This window comes from Streptomyces sp. NPDC054847 (assembly GCF_053610925.1).
Map to the genome: position 1 here is coordinate 1 of NZ_JBSGZJ010000100.1, position 18,389 is coordinate 18,389.

At 71.8% G+C, this 18,389-nt stretch carries 12 protein-coding genes and 1 pseudogene; 8 read left to right on the forward strand and 5 right to left on the reverse strand.

Annotated features, from left to right (window positions below):
• Positions 1-97: 97 nt before the first annotated feature.
• Positions 98-1,216, reverse strand: a complete 1,119-nt coding sequence (locus ACWGH4_RS13455; protein ID WP_453459597.1) for an endo-1,4-beta-xylanase — start codon at positions 1,214-1,216, stop codon at positions 98-100.
• Between the two features lie 283 nt (positions 1,217-1,499).
• Here ACWGH4_RS13455 and zwf point away from each other — a divergent pair, with 283 nt between their 5' ends.
• The 6 genes from zwf to ACWGH4_RS13485 all read left to right on the forward strand — a co-directional run bounded on the left by zwf (position 1,500) and on the right by ACWGH4_RS13485 (position 10,898).
• Positions 1,500-3,035: a glucose-6-phosphate dehydrogenase gene (gene zwf / locus ACWGH4_RS13460; protein ID WP_453459621.1), complete on the forward strand. Its 1,536-nt coding sequence runs from the start codon at positions 1,500-1,502 to the stop codon at positions 3,033-3,035.
• Positions 3,032-3,979 (forward strand): glucose-6-phosphate dehydrogenase assembly protein OpcA, encoded by a 948-nt coding sequence (gene opcA / locus ACWGH4_RS13465; RefSeq protein ID WP_453459600.1) that lies wholly within the window; start codon positions 3,032-3,034, stop codon positions 3,977-3,979. The genes zwf and opcA overlap by 4 nt, the downstream gene beginning before the upstream one ends.
• Before the next feature lie 538 nt (positions 3,980-4,517).
• The gene (locus ACWGH4_RS13470; RefSeq protein ID WP_037775423.1) at positions 4,518-4,736 is read left to right on the forward strand and encodes a hypothetical protein; all 219 of its coding nucleotides are present in this window, start codon (positions 4,518-4,520) and stop codon (positions 4,734-4,736) included.
• A 192-nt stretch (positions 4,737-4,928) separates the two neighbouring features.
• Positions 4,929-5,735 (forward strand): HlyD family efflux transporter periplasmic adaptor subunit, encoded by an 807-nt coding sequence (locus ACWGH4_RS13475; RefSeq protein ID WP_441264657.1) that lies wholly within the window; start codon positions 4,929-4,931, stop codon positions 5,733-5,735.
• On the forward strand, positions 5,732-8,044 hold the full coding sequence (locus ACWGH4_RS13480) for an NHLP family bacteriocin export ABC transporter peptidase/permease/ATPase subunit (RefSeq protein WP_453459604.1): 2,313 nt from the start codon (positions 5,732-5,734) through the stop codon (positions 8,042-8,044). Before ACWGH4_RS13475 ends, ACWGH4_RS13480 begins: the two co-directional genes overlap by 4 nt.
• A 1-nt stretch (position 8,045) precedes the next feature.
• The gene (locus tag ACWGH4_RS13485; RefSeq protein ID WP_453459606.1) at positions 8,046-10,898 is read left to right on the forward strand and encodes an NHLP bacteriocin export ABC transporter permease/ATPase subunit; all 2,853 of its coding nucleotides are present in this window, start codon (positions 8,046-8,048) and stop codon (positions 10,896-10,898) included.
• 30 nt (positions 10,899-10,928) lie between these two features.
• Here the strand turns inward: ACWGH4_RS13485 and ACWGH4_RS13490 are convergent, their stop codons facing one another.
• Entirely contained in the window at positions 10,929-11,315 is a 387-nt protein-coding gene (locus ACWGH4_RS13490) for a hypothetical protein (protein ID WP_441264654.1), read from the reverse strand.
• Between the two features lie 329 nt (positions 11,316-11,644).
• Entirely contained in the window at positions 11,645-12,568 is a 924-nt protein-coding gene (locus ACWGH4_RS13495; RefSeq protein ID WP_453459609.1) for a MurR/RpiR family transcriptional regulator, read from the reverse strand.
• 108 nt (positions 12,569-12,676) lie between these two features.
• On the opposite strand from ACWGH4_RS13495, the gene ACWGH4_RS13500 reads away from it, so the two are divergent.
• Together ACWGH4_RS13500 and ACWGH4_RS13505 are read left to right on the forward strand one after the other, a co-directional pair.
• Positions 12,677-15,244 carry a SpoIIE family protein phosphatase gene (locus tag ACWGH4_RS13500; RefSeq protein WP_453459612.1) on the forward strand — a complete coding sequence of 856 codons (2,568 nt, stop codon included), beginning with the start codon at positions 12,677-12,679 and terminating at the stop codon, positions 15,242-15,244.
• A gap of 74 nt (positions 15,245-15,318) precedes the next feature.
• Positions 15,319-16,092, forward strand: a complete 774-nt coding sequence (locus tag ACWGH4_RS13505; RefSeq protein ID WP_453459615.1) for a uracil-DNA glycosylase — start codon at positions 15,319-15,321, stop codon at positions 16,090-16,092.
• Here the strand turns inward: ACWGH4_RS13505 and ACWGH4_RS13510 are convergent.
• Together ACWGH4_RS13510 and ACWGH4_RS13515 are read right to left on the reverse strand one after the other, a co-directional pair.
• Positions 16,073-18,199: a xanthine dehydrogenase family protein molybdopterin-binding subunit gene (locus tag ACWGH4_RS13510; RefSeq protein ID WP_453459618.1), complete on the reverse strand. Its 2,127-nt coding sequence runs from the start codon at positions 18,197-18,199 to the stop codon at positions 16,073-16,075. The genes ACWGH4_RS13505 and ACWGH4_RS13510 overlap by 20 nt on opposite strands.
• Positions 18,196-18,389: pseudogene (locus ACWGH4_RS13515) on the reverse strand (FAD binding domain-containing protein); the annotation flags it as partial. The pseudogene ACWGH4_RS13515 and the gene ACWGH4_RS13510, both read right to left, overlap by 4 nt.

An 18,389-nucleotide genomic window follows, 5' to 3' on the forward strand; every position in this document is an offset into this window, starting at 1 on the left:
GAGGCCGAGTCCCAGTACCGTTCTGCGGCTCGCGCCGCCCGGAGAATGCCGTTCCATGCTGCCCTTTCCTTGGCGAATGTCTTCTCGTACCGGGTTCTCAGCGACGGCGGCCGGCGAGGGTCAGGTCCTGGCGGAGGGCGTCGAGCGCCGGTTTCGCCGCGTAGTTCTCGTCGAGGACGTTGGCCGCGCCCTCGCCCTCGAAGGTGCCGGGCACCCACGAGTACTTGTCGGTGAAGCCCCAGACCGTGAAGTCGGTGCAGCGCCGGGTGACGAGGCAGGCGCCCAGCAGCACGCTGTAACCGCGCGCCTGCGCCTGGAGCTTGATGTTGTCGGCGGGCATCGGCATCCGGACGTCGGCCTCGGTGATCGCGCTCTCCATGCCGAGGTCGTCGAACCGCTTCAGGTTGGCCACGACGTCCCCGGGGAAGCCGTACTGGACGGCGAAGTGGCCCTGGAGGCCGACGCCGTGGACCGGCACGCCCTCCCGGCGCAGCTGCTTCACCAGCTCGTACAGGGCGGTGCTCTTCGCGTTGACGCCTTCGATGTTGTAGTCGTTGATGTAGAGCTTCGCGCCCGGGTCGGCCTGGTGGGCCCAGCGGAAGGCGTCGGCGATGTAGCCGGGGCCCAGGTTGCGCAGCCAGATGCTGTCGCGCAGCGTCCCGTCGTCGTTGAACGCCTCGTTGACGACGTCCCACTGCCAGATCCGGCCCTTGAAGTGGCGTACCTCCTCGGTGACGTGGCGGCGCAGGATCTCCCTGAGTTCCTCGGGCGTGAAGGAGCCCTCGGTCACCCAGGCGGGGAGCTGGTTGTGCCAGACGAGCGTGTGGCCGCGCACCAGTTGCTTGTGGGAGCGGGCGAAGTCGACGAGCCCGTCCGCGGCGGCCCAGTCGTGCTTGCCGCGCTCGGGTTCGGTGAGCTGCCACTTCATCACGTTCTCCGCGGTGACCGACGAGAACTCGCGGGCCACCGTCTCGCGGTAGGTGCTGTCTTCGGCGAGGGCGGAGGTGTCGACGGCCGTGCCGATCCGCAGTCCGGCCTTTCTGCCGAGGGCGCCGAGGGTCGGGTCGCCCGCGGAGCCCTTCGAGGGCGCCACGGTCTCCTCGCCGGCGCCCGCGGCGCCGGCCGGGGCGGCCGCGGAGGCGGCGGGCAGCGTGAAGGTGGCGAGAAGTCCTGCCGTTGCGGCGCTGATCGCCAGGGCACGGGTCACCTTGAGCACGGATGTTCCCCTTCGGTGGGGCGGAGCCTTCCGGAGAGCCCGGGAGGGCGTCTTCGAAACTTTCGAAAGTAGCTCCGCAATTTTCTGTGGAACCTAGGGCCTGGCAAATCGGTGGGTCAATCCCCCTGCACGGAAGTCGCACCCACGGGTGTGTGAGCCCCGGCAAGATCAGCGGGAGATGCGATGCTCGGAAGCGACGCATCCGAACGCCGTAGGCGCAGGGAGGCCTGACCCCATGTCACAGAACAGGTCGCAGGAGAGCTCGCGGCAGCGGACCCGGCAGATGCCGCCGGACGGCGGCTGGGTCAATCCGCTGAGGGACCCGCTGGACAGGCGGCTGCCCCGTATCGCCGGCCCCTCCGGACTGGTCATCTTCGGCGTGACCGGGGACCTGTCGCGCAGAAAGCTGATGCCGGCCGTCTACGACCTGGCCAACCGCGGGCTGCTGCCTCCGGGCTTCTCGCTCGTCGGCTTCGCCCGCCGGGAATGGCAGGACCAGGACTTCGCCGAGGTGGTGCACCAGGCCGTCCGGGACCACGCCCGTACGCCGTTCCGCGAGGAGGTGTGGCGGCAGCTTTCGGAGGGAATGCGGTTCGTCCAGGGCGACTTCGGCGACGACGCCGCATTCGAGCACCTCAGGTCGACCGTCGACGACCTCGACAGGGCCCAGGGCACCGGCGGCAACTTCGCCTTCTACCTCTCCGTGCCGCCGAAGTTCTTCCCCGAGGTCGTCCAGCAGCTCAAGGACCACGGCCTGTCCGACGCACCCGAGGGCTCCTGGCGACGTGCGGTCATCGAGAAGCCTTTCGGCCACGATCTGGCGAGCGCCTGCGAACTCAACGAGATCGTGCACGAGGTGTTCGCACCCGACGAGGTCTTCCGCATCGACCACTACCTGGGCAAGGAGACCGTTCAGAACATCCTGGCGCTGCGGTTCGCCAACTCCCTTTTCGAGCCGATCTGGAACCGGTCGTACGTCGACCATGTACAGATCACGATGGCCGAGGACATCGGCATCGGCGGCCGGGCCGGCTACTACGACGGCATCGGCGCCGCCCGTGACGTGATCCAGAACCACCTCCTCCAGCTGCTGGCGCTGACCGCGATGGAGGAGCCCGCCTCCTTCGACGCCGCGTCCCTCGTCACCGAGAAGCTCAAGGTCTTCAAGGCCGTCAAGCTCCCGGCGGACCTGGCCCGGTCCACCGTGCGCGCGCAGTACGCGGCGGGCTGGCAGGGCGGCGAGAAGGTCGTCGGCTACCTCCAGGAGGAGGGCATCGCCCCCGACTCCAGGACCGACACGTACGCCGCGATCAAGCTGGAGATCGACAACCGCAGGTGGGCGGGCGTCCCCTTCTATCTGCGCACCGGCAAACGGATCGGCCGGCGCGTCACCGAGATCGCGGTCGTCTTCCAGCGCGCCCCCCACTCGCCGTTCGACTCCATGGCGACCGAGGAGCTCGGCCAGAACGCCCTGGTCATCCGCGTCCAGCCGGACGAGGGCGTGACCGTGCGGTTCGGCTCCAAGGTGCCGGGTACATCGATGGAGCTGCGCGACGTGACGATGGACTTCGCCTACGGAGAGTCGTTCACCGAGTCCAGCCCCGAGGCGTACGAGCGCCTCATCCTCGACGTGCTGCTGGGAGACGCCAACCTCTTCCCGCGCACGGAGGAGGTGGAGGAGTCCTGGCGGATCCTCGACCCCGTCGAGGAGTTCTGGGACCGCAGCGGAAAGCCGGCGCAGTACCCGGCCGGCACCTGGGGGCCCGCCGAAGCGGACGACATGCTCGCACGAGACGGACGGAGCTGGCGAAGGCCATGAAGATCGACCTCACCGACACCACGGCCGGCAAGATCAACAAGGCGCTCGTCCGGGGCCGCCGCGCCATCGGCACCCCCGCCGTCGGCATGGTGCTCACCCTGGTCATCGTCACCGACGAGGAGAACGCCTACGACGCCATCAAGGCGGCGGGCGACGCCTCCCGCGAACACCCCTCCCGCACCCTGGTCGTCATCAAGCGCCACGCCCGCTCGCCGCGCGACCGCCACGACACCCGCCTCGACGCCGAGGTGCGCCTCGGCAGCGACGCCGGAGCCGGCGAGACGGTGCTGCTGCGGCTGCACGGCGAACTCACCCATCGAGCGGACTCGGTGGTGCTGCCGCTGCTGCTGCCCGACGCGCCCGTCGTCGTCTGGTGGCCGGTGGACGCCCCGCCCGTCCCCGCCAAGGACCCGCTGGGCGCCCTCGCGCAGCGGCGTATCACCGACGCGTACGCCGTGGAGCGGCCGATCGAGGAGCTCGACGCCCGCGCGTCCGGATACGAGCCGGGCGACACCGACCTCGCCTGGACCAGGCTCACCCCGTGGCGTTCCATGCTCGCTGCCGCGCTGGACCAGGCCCGTGCCGAGGTCGTCTCCGCGGTGGTCGAGAGCGAGGCCGACAATCCCAGCGCCGAGCTGCTCGCCCGCTGGTTCGCCGACCGGCTGAAGGTGCCGGTCGAGCAGGTCGTCACCGACGGGCCGGTCGTCACCGCGGTCCGGCTCCGCACCGCCGACGGAGAGATCCACATCGACCGCCCGGAGGGGCCCGTCGCCCGGCTCAGCATCCCGGGGCAGCCCTCCCGTGTCCTCGCGCTGAAAGTACGCAGCACCGCGGAGCTCATCGCGGAGGAACTGCGCCGGCTCGATCCGGACGAGGCCTATGCCGCGGCGCTGCACGCGCAAATCACCGCCCCTGCGCCCAAATCGGCGCCGGACAGCGCCTGAACGACACCCGACGCAACTCTCCGCGATTGCGCGGTAACTCGATCGCGGGGTGGGGCCTCCGCTGTTCCGCGGCCCCGCCCCGCCTCGGTGTGAAGGCATTGTGAGGTGCCGTCAAAAAACCTCCTCCTTCAATGAATCTGCACACCGAATGCTCAGGCGGCACACCGTCTCCCGATTCCGGTCCCTCGTCCTGCCTCTGTCCTGACCTGCGACGATCTGTGTCTGTGCGGGAATGTCCAGTTCTCTGCGGGATGACCGGCCGAGTACCCGGCGCGCGAATCTGGCGATCTCGTGAAGGAGATGGCGTCAATTCATGTAGGGACGTCCACGCGGCGGTAATTAGGTGCCGTTCTCGCTGGCAATCCGCTTGGCGTGATTGGCTGCTCAACGGCCTTACGTGCTTTGATCCTTCGCACCGCGGGATTCGAAGAAGGGTTCCCGGATCCGGGAATCCCCCCACGCCCGCCAGGCGGCCGGTACCGCTCTTTTTCGTGCCGGGCGCTGCAATATCGAAATATCCATCCGAAGGGAACTTCTCATGAGCTTCGTCCCCACCCAGGAGATCGCCGACTCCGAGCTGGACAACATCGCCGGCGGTCTCCACAGCGCCACGGTGAGCAACGCCACCGCCGCCCTTGACAGCATCGCCCCGGTCTCCGGCACCGTCGCCACCGTGACGGGCGTCGTCGAGGGTGCCACCGGCATCAACACCGCGGCCATCACCGGCCCGGTCACCGGTCTCGTCGCCGGCCTGTAAGACCCGCGGCTCGCCGGCACCCCTCTGCCGGCATTGCCGAGCCGTGTGCCCCGGAGCCGGCCAGGTTCCGGGGCGCACGGCCGCGCGTGGTTCCGGCGCCATCGCCCCCCGCGCGGGCCCGCCCACCGCACGAAGTGCGGCCGGACGACGCCCAGTTCCCCCGTAACCCCAGGCAGTTGAGGGAAGAGCATCGTGCAGTTCCGCCAACAGGCCCTTTCCAAACTGCAGTCACCGGAAGAGATCGACCTTCCGGTCCGCTTCGCCCGGCCGCAGGGGCTGCTCGTTCTCACCGTCACCGTCGTCGTCATGATCGCGGCAAGTATGTGGGCGGTGATGGGCAAGGTGTCCTCCACGGTCGACGCGCCGGGCATCCTCACCCACGCCCAAGGCAGTTACGTGCTGCAGAGCCCGGTCGCGGGCCAGGTCACGGAGGTCCTTGCCCAGGAGGGCGACAGGCTCCGCGCCGACGCGCCCCTGCTGAAGGTCAGCACCCCGCAGGGCGTCACCGTCGTGCGCGCCATCGCCGCCGGCCGGCTGACCACCCTCGTCACCGCGATCGGCTCCGTCGTCACCCCCGGCGCGGACGTCGCGGCCGTCGAACGGATCGAGAAACCGGACGACCCCCTGATGGCCGTGCTGTACCTGCCCGCGGAGAACGCCTCCACCGTGCCCGTCGGCGCCAAGGTCGACCTGAGCGTCCAGTCCGTGGCCACGCAGAAGTACGGCGTGCTGCGCGGCCGCGTCAAGACGGTCGGCAGGACCGCCCAGAGCAGCCAGCGGATCACCGCGTTCCTCGGCAGCAGCCAGTTGGGCGAGCAGTTCTCCCGCGCCGGTCAGCCCGTCTCCGTACTGGTCGAACTGGACACCGCCCCGGGCACGGAGTCCGGATACCGGTGGTCGTCGTCCGACGGGCCGCCGTACGCGCTCGAATCCATGACCCTGACCGGCGGCGCCGTCCACCTTGCCGAGCAGCGCCCGATCGATTGGCTGCTGCCGTGACCCGGACCGAGAACAACGCACACCGGCCCCAGCAGCAGTTGCCGCCGGCAGCCGGCCGCGGCAAGCACCGGCCCGAGGCGCCCGCGCAGAGCGGACGCCGCGGGACGCGCCGCGCCGCGCCGCCGCCCCGCCGCAAGCAGCAGCGGCGCGGCAGCAGGCCCCGAACCGTGCGCACCCCCACCGTGCTCCAGATGGAGGCCGTGGAGTGCGGGGCGGCCGCCCTCGCGATGGTGCTCTCCCACTACGGCCGTCATGTGCCGCTGGAGGAGCTCCGCATCGCCTGCGGCGTCTCCCGCGACGGCTCACGCGCCAGCAACGTCCTGAAGGCGGCGCGCAGTTACGGCCTCGCCGCAAAGGGCATGCAGATGGAGGCCACCGCGCTCGCCGAGGTGCAGCCGCCCGCCATCCTGTTCTGGGAGTTCAACCACTACGTCGTCTACGAGGGCACGGGCCGCAGGTTCGGCCGCCGCGGGGTCCACATCAACGACCCCGACAAGGGACGCCGTTTCGTCCCCGCGGAGGACTTCGACACCAGCTTCACCGGGGTGGCCCTCGTCTTCGAGCCGGACCGGAACTTCCGTAAGGGCGGCCGCAAGCCGGGCATCATGGCGGCGGTCCCCGCCAGGCTGCGCGGCACCGCGGGCACCCTCTTCGCCGCCTTCCTCGCGAGTCTCCTCCTCGTCGCGGTGGGCGCGGCCGTGCCGGCGCTCAGCCGCACCTACATCGACATGTTCCTGATCGGCCGGCAGACCTCGCTGCTCGGGACCCTGTTCGCCGCCATGGCGGCGACGGTGGCACTGACGGCCGTGCTCACCGGACTCCAACAGGCGAACCTGCTGCGCGGGCGGATCATCTCCTCCACCCTGAGCAGTGCCCGCTTCCTGCGCCATCTCCTGCGGCTGCCCGTCACGTTCTTCGCCCAGCGCAGCCCGGCCGACCTGGTGCAGCGACTGCAGTCCAACGACGCGGTGGCGGAGACCCTCGCGCGGGACCTCGCGGCGGCCGCCGTCGACGGCGTGGTGGTGATCCTCTACGCCGCGCTCCTGTGGAGCTACGACCCCCAGCTCACCGTCGTGGGCGTGCTGATCGCCCTGCTCAACGTCGTGGCGATGCGCATCGTCATCAGACTGCGCGCCACCCACACCCAGAAGCTGCGCGCCGACAGCGCCCGGCTCACCAACACCTCGTACACCGGTCTGCAGCTGATCGAGACCATGAAGGCGACCGGCGGGGAGTATGGCTTCTTCCGCCGGTGGGCCGGCCAGCACGCCACGACCCTCGACGTCCAGCAGCGCCTCGGCGTCCCCAGTGCGGTCCTGGCCGTCGTCGCCCCGACCCTCGCCACGCTCAACAGCGCCCTCATCCTGTGGATCGGCGGTCTGCGGGCCGTGGAAGGCCATATATCGATCGGTCTCCTTGTCGCCTTCCAGGCGCTGGTGGCCCGCTTCACCGCCCCGATCACCCGGCTGAACGGAGTGGCGGGCCGGATCCAGGACTTCGCCGCGGACGTCGCCAGGCTCAAGGACGTCGAGAGCTTCCCCGTCGACCCCCTCTACTCCCGCGAGGAACCGGACCCGAGCAGCCGCCGGCTCAAGGGACATGTGACGCTCGAGAACATCACCTTCGGCTACAGCCCGCTCGACGCGCCGCTGCTGAGCGGCTTCTCGCTGACCGTCGGACCGGGCCGGCAGGTCGCCCTCGTCGGCGGCTCCGGGAGCGGCAAGTCCACGGTCTCCCGGCTGATATCGGGTCTCTACACGCCGTGGGAGGGCACCATCCGGATCGACGGCCGGCTGCTGGCGGACATCCCCCGCGGGGCGCTCGCCGCCTCCGTCTCCTTCGTCGACCAGGACATCTTCCTCTTCGAGGGCACCGTCCGCGACAACGTGACCCTGTGGGACCCCTCCATCCCCGACGAGGCCGTGGAGAACGCACTGCGGGACGCGGCCGTGCACGACGTGATCATGCGCCGTCCCGACGGCATCCACAGCCGCGTCGAACAGGACGGCCGCAACTTCTCCGGCGGACAGCGCCAGCGCCTCGAGATCGCCCGCGCCCTGGTCCGCCGGCCCAGCATCCTGGTGCTCGACGAGGTCACCAGCGCCCTGGACGCGGAGACCGAGCGCCTCATCATCGACAACCTGCGCCGCCGGGGCTGCGCGTGCGTGGTCATCGCCCACCGGCTGAGCACCGTGCGCGACAGCGACGAGATCGTGGTGCTGGACCACGGCTCCGTCGTCGAACGGGGCCGCCACGAGGAACTGGTGGCCGCCCAGGGACCGTACGCCGCACTCGTCAAGGAGCACTGACGTGTCATCCGTACCCCCGGCGGCCACCGCTTTCCACCAGGCCCACGAGCAGTCCGACGCGGTGCTCCACGCACTCGGCGGCCTCGGCGCGCCCGTCGACACCACCGGCCTGCGCAGCCTGCACCTGGAGGGGCCGCAGGTGATGTGGCTCGTCGTGGGCGGCGCCCTGGACCTGTTCGCCGTGGACGCGGCGGAAGAGGGCCACTGGCACTTCCTCGGCCGGCTCGAACCGGGCACGCTGCTCCTCGGCCCGGTCGAGGGCCCCCGGCACACCCTGACGGGCCGGCCCTCGCAGGACTGCGTGCTGCGCCGGATCCCGCTGCGGGAGCTGTACGTACCGGACCAGGCGTACCCGCCCGCCTATCAGGACCCGTACGGCCGGACGGCGGCCACCCAGCTCGAGTACGCCTTCGGGCTCGGCGTGGGCCGCGGTCTGGGGGTGCTCTTCGAGGCGCCGCTCGAGGGCCGCCCGGCCGGCGAGGAGGCGATGGCCGACGACGACGTCCTGTGGATGCAGGTCGAGCCGGGCAGCGTGCAGTACGGGGCCTCCTACAGCGCGGAGGCGGCGGGCGATCTGCTCGTCGAGGGCTCCATGTGGCAGAGCATGGTGAACCAGCAGTACCGGCTGCTGTCCGCGGTCGACGGCTGGATCGAAGCGCTGGAGCGCGCGCACGAGGACCGGACGGCCGCAGGCATCAAGGCGGGCGCCGATGTGCGCGCCCGGGCCGACGAGGCGCTGCTCGCCTCCATCGGCAGGCCGGACCGTGCCACCCGCGGCGCCGGCGGCGCGGACGGCGACGACACGCTGCTGGCGGTGTGCCGGCACGTCGCGGACGCCGCCGGGATCGCGCTCACCGAACCCCCGAGGGGCGGCCCGGCGGACGACCGCGTCGGCCCCGTCGAACGCATCGCCGTGGCCTCCCGTGTCCGTACCCGGCCCGTGCGTCTCCAGGGCCGCTGGTGGCGCACCGACGCCGGCCCGCTGGTGGGCCACCGGGCCGCCTCCGGCGCCCCCGTCGCACTGATCTGGCGCCGTGGACGCTACGAAGCGGTCAACCCGCTCACCGGCTCCCGCACCCGGGTCGGCAGCGACAACGCGGACGACTTCGAGGAACGCGCCGTCATGTTCTACCGGCCGCTGCCCGAGCGGCCCGCCAGCATCTGGCGGCTGGCCCGCTTCAGCCTCCGCGGCAGCCGCAAGGACCTGCGGAACCTGTCCGTCGCCGGCCTCGTCACCGTCGGCCTCGGCGCGCTGGTGCCGATCGCGACCGGACAGATCCTGGGCGTGTACGTGCCCAAGGCGGAGAGCGGCCTGATCGTGCAGGTCTCGCTCGCCCTCATGGTCACGAGCATCGTCTCGGCCGCGTTCATGCTGCTGCAGAACCTCACCGTCCTGCGGATGGAGGGCCGGATCGAGAGCACCCTCCAACCCGCCGTCTGGGACCGGCTGCTGCGGCTGCCGACCAAGTTCTTCGCCGAGCGGTCGACCGGGGAACTGGCGAGCGCGGCCATGGGCATCAGCTCGATGCGCCGCGTGCTGTCCGGCATCGGCCCGGTGGCCCTGCAGTCCACCACGGTCGGTGCGATGAACGTCGTGCTGCTCCTCTGGTACAGCGTTCCGCTGGCGCTCGCGGCCATCGGCATGCTGCTCGTCATCGGCGCGGTGTTCCTCGGCATGGGGCTGTGGCAGGTCCGCTGGCAGCGCAAGCTGGTGGAACTCTCCAACAAGCTCAACAACCAGGCGTTCCAGACCCTGCGCGGCCTGCCCAAGCTGCGGGTCGCCGCGGCGGAGAGCTTCGCGTACGCGGCGTGGGCGCGGCAGTTCGCCCGCTCCCGCGAACTCCAGCAGCGGGTCGGCCGTATCAAGAACCTGACCACCGTGCTGGACGCGGTCTATCTGCCGCTCTGCTCGCTCATCATGTTCATGCTGCTCGCGGGACCGGCACGCGGGTCCATGTCGGCGGCCGAGTTCCTCACCTTCAGCACCGCCGTCACCATGCTGCTGACGTCCGTCACCCAGCTCACCGGCGTGCTGGTGTCGGCGGCCGCCGCGCTGCCCATGTTCGAGCAGGTGCGCCCCATCCTCGACGAGGCCCCCGAAGTGCGCGGTGCGAGCGCGCAGCCGGGCACCCTGTCCGGCGCCGTCGAGGCCAGGAAGCTCACCTTCCGGTACGCCGACGACGGCCCGCCGGTCCTCGACGACGTGTCGCTCCAGGTGCGGCAGGGCGAGTTCGTGGCGATCGTCGGCCCGAGCGGGTGCGGCAAGTCGACGCTGCTGCGGCTGCTCATCGGCTTCGACCGGCCCCTCTCCGGCACGGTCCTCTACGACGGCCAGGACCTGGCCGCGCTGGACCCCGCCGCCGTGCGCCGGCAGTGCGGTGTCGTGCTCCAGAACGCCCAGCCGCTCACCGGGTCGATCCTCGACTGCATCTGCGGCGCGGAGACCTTCTCGCAGGACGAGGTCTGGGAGGCCGCGGAGATGGCGGGCCTGGCGGAGGACATCAAGCGGATGCCGATGGGCCTGCACACCCTGATCTCCTCCGGCGGCGCGATCTCCGGCGGTCAGCGGCAGCGGCTGATGATCGCCCAGGCCCTGGTGCGCCGCCCGCGCATCCTCTTCTTCGACGAGGCCACCAGCGCGCTCGACAACGAGACGCAGCGCGTGGTCATCGAGAGCACCCGCCGGCTGGACGCCACCAGGGTCGTGATCGCCCACCGGCTGTCCACCGTGATGGACGCGGACCGGGTGATCGTGATGGAGGAGGGCCGGGTCGTCGAGGAGGGCCGGCCCGCAGAGCTGCTCGCCGACGCGGGCGGCCGGCTCCACGGCCTGGTACGGCGGCAGCTGGCGTGAGCGGGGGACAGCGGGCCGGCGTGGCGCGGACTACCGCCTTCGGTGCGTGCCGCCGCCGCCCGTGAGGAGGGCGTCGCCGACGAGCCTCACCCCGCGCGCCAGCCGCCCGAGCTGCTCGAGCTCGACCGCGTACAACCGGATCGTGTTCTCGATGACGCTCTCCGCCACGCCCAGCGGAGGCAGTTCGCACCGGGAGGTCTGCAGGGCTGTCCGTACCGCGCGCATCTCGTGCTGTATCTGGAGCTGTGCGTGCCGGGCGAGCAGGACGGGGTGCCTGTTGAGGGTCGAGTAGCCGGCATAGCGGGCGGGCAGCAGATCGCGCAGCCAGCGCGCGGCGGTCCGCTCCCAGTCATGGCTGCCGGGTGCCTTGACCTGGCAGGGCCAGTCCGGATCGACCGGGGAGAGGGTTCGGGACATTCGACGTCGCTCCGGGTGGTGCCGATGAACTCTGATCGAGAGAGGTGCGGCGGTCCCGGCCCAGGGGTTGACCGGGACCGCCGAGGGCGTCCGCGGCGGAATGCGGAGCCCGGATTGAACACCGGAGGACGGCGCGAGGAGGGAGCGCCGTACCCGGGTGTTCGGTTGGTGAGGGCTCGGGTGCGGCCCTCATGGCTACGGAGGACACCGGCGCCAGAAGCAGTAAATATATATACCGTCGAGTACGCAAGGGTATGAAAAATTTCATGCACCGCTGGGCATGAAAAATACCGGTAAGAGACCGGTTCGAGCACCGAAAGCCAGGCGGTTCAGTCGTCCAGGAAGAAGTCGTGCTGATCCGCCACCTGCTCGTAGCCCTCCAGCCGCACCTGCGTCCGCTCCGGATCGGCGTCCGCCATGGCCTGCAGCACGGCGGCGGACAGCACCCCGGGAGCGGCGTACGAGTCGAACACCAGCCGCGACCCCGTCCCCGCGGTCAGCGTCACATCGGCCTCCTCCACCAGCGGCCCCAGCGTCAGATCGGTGATCAGCGCGACCCGCAGACCGGTGCGGCGGGCCGCCCGCAGCGCCGCGAGCGTCTCGTTGGCGTGCCGGGGCATCGCGAAGGCCAGCACCCACGTGCCGCCCGCCTCCCGGGACTGCAGCAGCGCGTCGTAGGCGACGCTGCCGCCGCGGGTCACCAGCCGCACATCCGGATGGATACGGCGCGCCGCGTACGCGAAGTACTCCGCGAGCGAGACGGAGATCCGCAGCCCGAGAACCGTCAGCGGCATCGAGAAGGCCAGTTCCCGGCCGATGCCGAGCACCCGGTCGGTGTCGGCCAGTACCCGCCGCAGGTTCTCCAGGTTCTGGATCTCGGCGTCGACGGCCGCCTGCAACTCGTTCCGGCGGATCTCCGCACGGGTCTCCGGCGAACCGGCCACCGCGCTCAGCGCGATCGGCTGCAACGCCTCCCGCAGCGCCGGGTAGCCGCTGTAGCCGAGGGACGTCGCGAACCGGGTCACCGATGGCTGGCTGACACCGACCCGCTCCGCGAGGTCGGTGATCGACAGGAACGCGGCCTCGGTCAGGTGGTCGATGATGTACTGCGCGATGCGCCGCTGACCAGGGGAGAGGCGGTGGCCGCCGAGCAGTGCGAGCACCCGCTCCGCGGGAGCGGGCTGCTGCTCCTCGGGCGGTCCGCCCGGGGTGATCGCGGCGGCCTGCGCACGTTCCTGCTGCCCTGATGGCACCGGTGTGCCCCCTTCTATGTGCAACTCCTGCTCAACATAGCCCACCGGCCGCGCCGGTCAGGGTGATCGTCCACGCGAGCGCAGGCCCACCGGGCCCGCGTCGAGGAGATGCGCCGCCCGTACGGCCGGGAGCATGCTGGCAGGGTGACCCGGTACGGCGACGACGTGCCAGGGGCCCCCGCCCAGGAAGGCCCGGACCCCGTACACAGGCACGGCGAAGACCCGCAGGCGGACGAGCTCGCCATGGTCCTCGCCCAGGCCGAGGTCAGCGCCATCGAGGCGGTCGGGGGCTTCGCGGGCGGCCTGTACCTCCGGTCCGCCGCACCGGAGCTGCTGCGCCTGGCGGTGATCGCCGGACTGCCGTCGAAGCTGTTCCGGCACTGGTGGGGCATGCACGTGAACCGCCCCTTCCCGCACTCGGACGTCTACCGCACCGGTCAGCCCGTCTACCTCGGCGACGCCGAGGAGGCCATGCGCCGCTACCCCCAGCTCATGGCCGGCCTGCCGTTCCCCTTCGGATCCCTGTACGTGCCGATCTCCCACGACCGTGAATACTTCGGCGTCCTCGGCGTGCTGCGTCCGGCCACCCCCGGTCAGCCGGTCTCCGAGGCCGACCGGCGGCGCATTCACGAAGTGGGCGACCGGCTCGGCGCCACACTGGCCGCCATGGCGCCTGACCGGCCGCGCATCGAGTGGGACGCCGAACCGCTGGCCGTGACCCTCCAGGCGCTGACCGCCCCGCCCCTGCGCTTCGGCGCGTTCGACTGGAACCTGGAGGCGGGCACGGTGACCGGCGACGAGGGCTGGTGCGCCATCCTCGGCACCGACCCCTCGAAACTGCCGCTCACCGCGGAGGCGGTGGCCGCCCGCATCGAACCGGAGGACGCCTACGGGCTGTGGGCCCTGGCCCGCCGCTCCGCCGAGTCGGACCGGCCGGTCACCCGCAGGCTCCGCCTCCAGGGCGCCGACGGCCGGCCTCACCTGCTCGAGCTCACCGGCCGCCGCAGACGCCCCACGGACGAGACGACGGCCACCCACCTGACCGGATACCTGGTCGACCTCGGGGCCGGACCGGTCGTCCCCGAGGCCGCCGACCGGCTCCCGGTGGGCATCTGCTCCGTCGACCGCCTCGGACGCATCTCGTATATGAACGAGCACGCGGAGAGGCTCCTCGGCCAGCCCCGCGCCGATCTGATCGGACGCGTCCTGTGGGATGCCGTCGAAGCGTTCGGGCAGGCCGCCCACGAGGACCACTACCGGGCGGCCCTGCTCTCGCCCGACCCCGTTCACTTCCTGCTCAGGGGAACCGGCGAATGGCTGTCCGTCACCCTCTACTCGAGCCTCGACGGTCTCACCGTCACCCTCGACGCGGGCGAACAGCCCACCTACGCCCCGGGATCGGTGGCCTCGCCCGGCGCCGGTCTCGGCTCGCCGGCGGACCGGGCCGTGGCCCTGTACCGCCCGGTCGCCCTCGCCATCGCGCTCACCGAGGCGGTCACGGCACGGCAGGTCTCCGCGGTGGTCACCGAGGAACTGCTGCCCGCGTTCGGCGGCCGCCAGCTGGCGATCTATCTCCTCAGCAACCGTCATCTGTACCTGGCCTGGGAGACAGGGTTCCCGAGGGGCTTCCTCAACCGCTTCGACGGAGTGGGCCTCGACACGAAACTGCCCGGCGTCGAGACGCTCACCTCCGGCCGGCCCCTGTTCTTCGAGTCGATGCAGAACCTCGCCGCCGCCTACCCCGGCATCCCCATGGACGCGCACGTCGGCGCCCGGGCCTTCCTGCCGCTGATCGCCTCGGGCCGCCCCGTCGGATCCTGCATCCTCGGCTTCGACCAGCCCCGCGGGTTCAGCCCCGAGGAGCGCACCGTGCTCACGGCGCTCGCCGGACTCATCGCCCAGGCCCTCGAACGGGCCCGCAGGTACGACTCGGAGGCGGCGCTCGCCCGCGGCCTCCAGGACGCCCTGCTGCCGCACCGGCTCCCCGCCGTCGAGGGGCTCGACACGGTGGCCCGGCACCTGCCTGGCACCCAGGGCATGGAGGTCGGCGGCGACTGGTACGACGTGATCGACACCGGCCGGGGGATGGCGCTCATCATCGGGGACGTCCAGGGCCACGGCGTCCAGGCGGCCGCCACCATGGGACAACTGCGCAGCGCCGTACGGGCCCTCGCCGTCAGCGGTCACACTCCCGTGGAAGTGATGACCGGGACCAACCGGCTGCTCATCGACCTCGACCCCGGCCTCTTCGCCAGCTGCTGCTACATCGTGCTCGACCCGGCCACCGGCCGCGCCGACGCCGTACGCGCCGGCCATCTCCAGCCCCTGCTCCGGCACCCGGACGGCCGCACGGACGTCCTCGCCCTGCCGGGCGGAGTGGTCCTCGGTGTGGACGCCCGCGCCGTGTACCCCGTCACGGAACTGGTCCTGGAGCCCGGCGCGGTGCTCGCCCTGTTCACCGACGGCCTCGTCGAACAGCCCGGCACCGACATCGACCTCGGGATCGAAAGGCTGCGGCACACGTTCTCCGAACTGGGATACGCCCCGCTGTCGGACACCGCCGACCGGCTCATCAACGAGGCCCGCCAGACCCCGGACCGCCCCGACGACATCGCCCTGCTGCTCGCCGCGCGGTGGTCACAGACCACCGGACCGCCCGTCGGCCCCACCCCGTGACCTTTGCGGGCCGCACACCCCGCTGGACCGCGCTCACCCCCGTGCCTCCCCACCGCCCCGACTAACGTGGCCGCATGGACAGGCACGACACGACCGGCCCACGGACCGAGGATCCCGGTTTTCCGGCGCGGACCGCGCCCCGGTGCGGCGGACTCGGCGAACTGGACGAGGCCGTCAGCCACTGCCGCGCCTGCCCGAGACTCGTCGCCTGGCGGGAGCAGGTGGCCACGGACCGGCGTGCGGCCTTCTCCGGCTGGGAGTACTGGGGCCGGCCGGTGCCGGGCTTCGGCCCCGCCGACGCGTCGCTCGCCGTCATCGGCCTCGCCCCCGCCGCCCACGGCGGGAACCGCACCGGCCGCATGTTCACCGGTGACGACTCCGGCGACCTGCTGTTCGCCGCGCTCCACGCTGTCGGCCTCGCCTCACAGCCCACGTCCACGCACCGCGGCGACGGCCTGGTCCTGCACGGTGTGCGCGTCACCGCGCCCGTCCACTGCGCCCCGCCGCAGAACAGGCCGACGACCACCGAGCGGGACACCTGCCGTCCCTGGCTGGCGACCGAGCTGTCACTGCTGACGAACCTGAAGGCGATCGTCGTCCTCGGCGGTTTCGGGTGGCAGGCCCTGCTGCCCGTCCTCGAGGCCACCGGACGCCGGCTGCCCAGGCCGCGCCCCGCGTTCGGGCACGGTGCCCATGTCGTGCTGCCGGGCGACGGCGAACGGTCGGAGCTGCATCTGCTGGGGAGCTACCACCCCAGCAGGCGCAACGTCTCCACCCGGCTGATGACCTTCCGGATGCTCGTCGACGTGCTCCGCGACGCCGCGGGCGTCAGCGGCTCCGCCCGTTGAGAGCCGGCGAGCCCTCCAGCGCGTGCAGCATCTTGTCGGGGGTGAGCGGCAGCTCCCTCAGCCGGACGCCCGTCGCGTGGTGCACCGCGTTCGCCACCGCCGCCGCCGTGCCGACGATGCCGATCTCACCGATGCCCTTGCTGCCCATCGGGTTGAGGTACGGGTCGTCCTCCTCGATCCACTGCGCCTCGACGGAATCCACGTCGGCGCAGACGGGCACGTGGTACGAGGCGAGATCGCACTCCGCATAGTCCCCGAAGCGCTCGTCCATGGTGCTGCCCTCCATCAGTGCCATCCCGATACCCATCGTCATCCCGCCGATGAACTGGGACCGCGCGGTACGGGCGTTGAGGATGCGGCCCGCGGCGAACACTCCGAGCATCCGGCGCACCGCCACCTCGCCCGTCACCGTGTCCACCTGCGTCTCGCAGAAGACGGCGCCGAAGGCGTGCCGCGCGTGGGCGGGCTCCTTGCCCGTCTCCTCCCTGGTGTCGGCCGACACGGTCACGCCCTCCGCCGGCAGCGGCCCGCGCAGGTCCGCGAGGCGCTTGGCCAGGAGGGTGCAGGCCTTGTGGACGGCCCAGCCCCAGGAGGCCGTTCCGCACGATCCTCCGGCCAGCGGCGCCGCCGGCAGGTCGGAGCTGCCGATCTCGACGGTCACCGTCTCCAGCGGCGTGTTCAGCGCCTCCGCGGCGATCTGCGCGAGCACGGTCCTGGCGCCGGTGCCGATGTCGGTGGCGTTGACCCGGATCCGGTGGACGCCGTCGTGCCCCAGGTGGGCGCTGGCCCTCGAGGGGGCGATCAGCACGGGGTAGGTGCTCGCCGCGACGCCGGTGCCGAGCAGCAGATCGCCTTCCCGGGTGACGCCAGGACGCGGATCACGGTCCTGCCAGCCGAAGACCTCGGCGCCATGGCGGAGGCAGGCGGTGAGGTTCCTGCTGCTGAACGGGAGCCCCGAATCGGGCTCGGTCGCCGGTTCGTTGCGCAGCCGCAGCTCGACCGGGTCCAGCCCGGTGGCGACGGCGAGTTCGTCCATCGCGGACTCCAGGGCGTACATCCCGGGCGCCTCGCCGGGGGCGCGCATCCACGACGGGGTCGGCACGTCGAGGGCCACCACCCGGTGCACGGTCCGGCTGTTGGGGGAGACGTACATGACCCGTGCCGGGACGGCGGCCTGCTCCACGAACTCCCTCACCCGCGAGGTCTGGGTGACCACTTCGTGGGCGAGAGCCGTGATCCGTCCGTCGGCGCCCGCGCCCAGGCGGACATGGTGCAGCGTCGGCGCCCGGTGGCCCACGACGGCGGGCAGTTGACGGCGGGGCAGGGCCACCTTCACCGGGCGACCGGTGTGACGTGCGGCCATCGCGGCCAGCACCACCGGCGGGCGGGGCGTCCCCTTCGACCCGAAGCCGCCGCCGACGTGCTCGGACACCGCGGTGACCTGCTTCCTGTCCAGCCCGAACAGCTGGGCCAGAGCGTCCCTGACCGGGCCGGCACCCTGGCTCGAGTCCCGGACCGTCAGCCGGCCGTCGTGCCAGTGGGCGGTGGCCGCGTGCGGCTCCATCGGATGGTTGTGCAGAGCGGTGAGCCGGTACGAGGCGTCGACGCGGACGTCGGCCGCCGCGTACGCGCCCTCGAAGTCGCCCCTCTCGCGCACCGCGGGATGGCCCCCGTTGGCCTCCTCGGGCGTGTAGATGTCGGGACGGTCGTCGGTGAGCCGTACGTCGTGTTCCTCGGTCTCGTAGCCGACGCGCAGGGCGGCGGCGCCGGCGCGTGCGTTCTCGAGGGTGTCGGCCACGACCAGGGCGACGTACCAGCCCCTGTGCGGAACGCGGTCGTCCTGGAGGAGACGGAGCGTCGGGTCGTCCGGCTGCCCGAGGCGGGGGGCGTTCTCGTGGCTGAGCACCGCCAGCACGCCGGGCATGTCCAGTACCTCCGCCGTGCCGAGCGACGTGACACGGCCACGGGGGACCGCGGCGGGCACCGGCCAGCCGTACAGGCAGCCCGACGGGGTGTGTTCGGCGGCGTAGCGTGCCGCGCCGGCGACCTTCTCGCGCGCCTCCCGCCGGACGGCGGGCGCACCCAGCACGGTGGTCGGCCTGCTCATGACCGCTCCTTGCCGAGGTCGTCGCCGTCCGCGAGCCCGGCGAGGACGTCGACGGCGAGGTTGCGCGCGAGCCGCACCTTGAACGCGTTGTCCCGCAGCGGCACCGCGGCGGCGAGCTCCGCCTCGGCCGCGGCGGCGAACGCCTCGCGGCCGGCCGGCCCTCCGGCGAGCAGTTCCTCCGCCCTTCGGG

Coding starts and splice junctions, on each gene's coding strand:
- zwf (WP_453459621.1), top strand. CDS start 1,500: ATGCCGCCGGACGGCGGCTGGGTCAATCCGCTGAGGGACCCGCTGGAC.
- opcA (WP_453459600.1), top strand. CDS start 3,032: ATGAAGATCGACCTCACCGACACCACGGCCGGCAAGATCAACAAGGCG.
- ACWGH4_RS13470 (WP_037775423.1), top strand. CDS start 4,518: ATGAGCTTCGTCCCCACCCAGGAGATCGCCGACTCCGAGCTGGACAAC.
- ACWGH4_RS13490 (WP_441264654.1), bottom strand. CDS start 11,315: ATGTCCCGAACCCTCTCCCCGGTCGATCCGGACTGGCCCTGCCAGGTC.
- ACWGH4_RS13500 (WP_453459612.1), top strand. CDS start 12,677: ATGCGCCGCCCGTACGGCCGGGAGCATGCTGGCAGGGTGACCCGGTAC.
- ACWGH4_RS13505 (WP_453459615.1), top strand. CDS start 15,319: ATGGACAGGCACGACACGACCGGCCCACGGACCGAGGATCCCGGTTTT.
- ACWGH4_RS13510 (WP_453459618.1), bottom strand. CDS start 18,199: ATGAGCAGGCCGACCACCGTGCTGGGTGCGCCCGCCGTCCGGCGGGAG.